This is a genomic window from Paenibacillus sp. N119s (genome assembly GCF_059447605.1).
In genome coordinates, this window is record NZ_JCAJRU010000339.1 from 1 (window position 1) to 4,027 (window position 4,027).

At 47.4% G+C, this 4,027-nt stretch carries 4 protein-coding genes and 1 pseudogene; all 5 read right to left on the minus strand.

The features are described 5' to 3' along the window. Positions 1–336 (minus strand): annotated as a pseudogene (locus tag AC5V8P_RS24070) (GDSL family lipase); the annotation flags it as partial. Positions 337–452: 116 nt separating this feature from the next. Next, positions 453–1,292, minus strand: coding sequence for a carbohydrate ABC transporter permease (locus tag AC5V8P_RS24075; RefSeq protein WP_013369435.1), 840 nt, complete (start codon positions 1,290–1,292; stop codon positions 453–455). A gap of 5 nt (positions 1,293–1,297) precedes the next feature. Further along, positions 1,298–2,206 (minus strand): carbohydrate ABC transporter permease, encoded by a 909-nt coding sequence (locus tag AC5V8P_RS24080; RefSeq protein WP_058831218.1) that lies wholly within the window; start codon positions 2,204–2,206, stop codon positions 1,298–1,300. 224 nt (positions 2,207–2,430) lie between these two features. Then, positions 2,431–3,723: an ABC transporter substrate-binding protein gene (locus AC5V8P_RS24085; protein ID WP_064796559.1), complete on the minus strand. Its 1,293-nt coding sequence runs from the start codon at positions 3,721–3,723 to the stop codon at positions 2,431–2,433. Between the two features lie 174 nt (positions 3,724–3,897). Continuing rightward, the coding region (locus AC5V8P_RS24090) for a helix-turn-helix domain-containing protein (protein ID WP_495473945.1) at positions 3,898–4,027 on the minus strand (130 nt) is incomplete at its 5' end.

A 4,027-nucleotide genomic window follows, 5' to 3' on the forward strand; every position in this document is an offset into this window, starting at 1 on the left:
CGTGAACTGGCCCGGCAGCGTGTGCACTGAGGGCAGCATATGCTTGCCCTCGCCAGCCTGAAGCCGGGTGAGCGTTTCCGCCAGTGGATCGCCAAGCAGTACGGTGACCAAAACTATTCCGTCCGGCACATCTGCAATAAACGAAGCGTTCAGTGGAATACAAAAGCTGTTTCGCAGCCGTATACGTGCATCCTTGGCTGAATTCTGCCTTTGTCGCCCATACACATGTTCCGTAGTTTCGAAGCCATAGCCCTGTTCAGCTGTATAAATACAATCCGGGGGCACGGCCTTGTAGCCATCCGCAGGCTCCCCCGGACCAAAGTCAAACTTCCACATTTTACTCACTCCTCAGCCAACACCCAAAAAAACTCAACATTCAATCGTATGCATATTCAGGTGCAGCCTATTTCTATGCACAAGCTTAATATCGTCGCGCTATGCATTTTCTGGTCTTAGCCCTTCAAACCACTCGTACTCATTCCTTCTACGATTTGTTTTTGGAAAGCGAAGAATACAGCGATTACAGGCAGCAGGCTTAAGATCGACATCGCGAACATTCCGCCCCAGTTGGAGGCTGACTCACTGTCGAGGAACATTTTGAGTGCAATCGATACGGTATATTTTTCTGGCGAGTTCAGATATAGCACCGGGCCTAACAGATCCTCCCACTTCCAGTAGAAAGAGAAGATGGCCGCCGTAGCCAGTGAGGATTTGAGCAAGGGTAAAATAATCCGAAAATACAATCGGAATTTACCACATCCATCAATGGTCGCCGCTTCATCCAGCTCAGCCGGAATTGTCCGTATAAACTGCACCATCAGGAAGATAAAGAACGGCATCCCGAAAAAGGATGGCACCACCAACGGCAGGATCGTATTGATCCAACCAAGCTTAGTAAAAATGATATACTGCGGCACCAGCACCACATCGCCCGGCAGCATCAGCGTCACCATCATCAGCGCAAACCACAAGTTACGCCCTTTGAATTTCAAGCGTGCGAAGCCAAATGCGATCAATGAGGAAGAAAGCACGGCGCCAATCGTGGAAATCACTACGATCGTGAGCGAATTTAGAATATATGTGCCGAAGTTATAACCCGTTGTGCCTTTCCAGCCTGTTACATAGTTTTGCCAAATCCATTCTGTAGGGAACAGCGAGGAGGCCGTGACGAAGATCGTCCGACTTTCTTTGAATGAGCTGAACAGCATCCAGAACACGGGGTACAGCATCAGGAGCGCCAGTGCAGCAACCAGAATGTGATAAATTGGCCATTTGAACGTTTTCCATGCCATGGGTATCAGCGCCCCTTTTCCGTTTCATAAAACACCCAGAATTTGGATGTTATAAATAAAATCGCTGTCAGTATCGCAATCATAATGAGCATGACCCAAGCCATTGCCGCCGCATATCCCATATTGCTGAACATAAACGCCTGCCGGAACAGATACAGTGAATGCAGCATCGTTCCATCCATTGGGCCTCCCTCACCCTTGGAGATGACATAGGCCGGAACAAAGGTCATAAACGCACTGATCGTCTGCATAATCAAGTTAAATAAGATGATCGGGCTTAGCAGCGGCAGCGTAATACTGAAAAATTTTCGTACTGGTGTAGCGCCGTCCACACTGGACGCTTCGTACATTTCATGCGGAATGTTTTTCAGCCCTGCCAGAAAAATAAGCATGGATGAACCAAATTGCCATACAGACAAGGTAATTAGCATCATTAGCGAAGCATTCGGATCACCAAACCATTTCACCGGGGTTGCCCCCAAGGCTGAAAGCAAGCTGTTAACAATGCCCTCATTACTGAAAATGTTGCGCCACATGATGGACACTGCCACGCTCCCCCCGATAATAGAAGGCAGATAGTACATCGTCCGATAGGTGCCCACCATGCGTGACTTGGTATTCAAAATCATCGCCACAAACAAGGCGAAGATCAGCCGCAATGGTACACCGACCAATACATACGTAAACGTGACCCGGATCGAATTCCAGTATTTCGGGTCGCCTGTGAACATTTTTTCGAAGTTACCCAGACCAATCCATTTGGGCGGGGTGAACAGATTGTAGCTGGTAAAGGACAGATACAGCGAAATAAACATTGGAATTAACGTAAATGCCAGAAAGCCCACAATAAACGGGCTGATAAACGCATATCCGGTCATATTGGCTTTCAAGCTCTGATGATTTCGCAAGCTCATCAAGCCTCCCTTCTCTTGCATTTTAAAATTGGTGAATTCGAATGTATCCACTAATCGTTGTTATATGAATTATATTGTGATATCTACAAAGGTTGCTTCTGCGATGGGCTCGTCGGATCAACCGTGCGCAAACATGCTTTGTACTACGCACGGTTAACCCAACGAAACAATCCTTCAACCCTAGGCTTAATCGTTGTCAGATATCAAAAGCCCTCGTTGCATTGTTACTGCTTGTTATTCGCAAGGATGGTATTCGCATCAGCCCGGAATTTGACCGCTGCGTCTTCAGGTGTCATCTGTCCGAAATTGACCTGCTCAATATAATCGGTCAGAGTAGCGATCACTTCCGGCGATCCAACCGGTGGCGGCGGGCTCATGGGAGAAGCTTTTGGCTCCATGGAAGCCACAAATTCAAACACCTGCTTCGTTGCCTCGCTCAATTCCGGCGCTACAGCTTCCTTGATTTTGGCAGAAATCGGTACGCCGCGTTCGCCTTTAATCAATTTATTCGCTTCTATATCGTTCATCCAGAAATCAATAAACTTGGCGGCCTCATCCTTCACCTGTGAACGGGAAGCCACCGCCCAGTACATGGTAGGCTGCATATACACGCCTTTTTCCATATTCGGTCCAAACATTGGAGCAAGTGCCATGGGACGATTCACGACCTGCTGTAAGCCCACATACTGATTGGACCACTGCCAAATGCCGATGCCCGTTCCTTTTACGATATCCGATTCCTCAAGAATACCCTTGGTTTGGTTCATGACTTCAGGAGTTGGTGTCGCTCCCTTCTTAATCAGCTCAGCCAAACCACCGAAGAAATCAATAAACAGCTTATCGTCGTCATACCCCAATCCTGTTCCTTCGGTATTGTAGAGAGATTTGCCATGTGTCCGCAAATAGTAGTGGAAGAAAATATCCGCAGTCATGGAGCTGTCAAAATAGATTTTATTGGAGGCTGCCTTCAAAGCCAGCTCCTTATATTGATCCCATGTCCAGTTGTCAGGAATTTTGTCTATGCCCGCTTTTTTGAGCAAGGCCGGATCATACTGGAAGCCCAGCACATTGACACCTGTTGGGATACCATATTGTTTTCCAGCAATGATCCCGGTTTTGAGTACATTTTCGTTCACATCAGCAACTTGGATTTTCTGATTCAAGTAAGGCGCCATATCTTCCAGCTGGCCGTTCTTCGCATATTGGCTAATATACGAAATATCCATCTGCACGATATCCGGCAGTTGATTGGCCGCCGCCTGCGGTGCGAGCTTCTTCCAATAGTCATCGAAAGAGGCATATTCCACATCAATCGTTACATTCGGTTTTTTTTGCTTATACAAATCGATAACCTTTTGCGTATATTCGTGGCGCGTATCCGATCCCCACCAAGCGATTCGCACCTTTACTTTCCCGTCTGCACTTGTGCCCGAATTGCCTCCGCCGTCCGCTCCACTACATGCCGTCGTCAACACGAGCAGCATTGCTATGATCAGAAACCATCCCTTTTTGCCCACCTATCTCTCCCCTTTTCGCTGTTCTAGAAAGGAGCCCTATGACAAATAACAATGTACTTACGCTTGTTTGATAGCGTTTACATTTGCTCCTGTCGTTATTTTCCCAAAAGCAGAGAAACATTGGAATACACAAATCAGATTTCAAAGGTTTAAAAAACAGAGGGACTCAGCAGCTCATCCCCGTTCGTGTGATTTAATGTACTCGGAGGGGGTCATACCTGCCCATTTTTTGAATACCTGGCTAAAATATTGCGCGTTCCCGCCGAAGCCGAACCATTCCGCCAGCTCAAACACCTTTACGTCT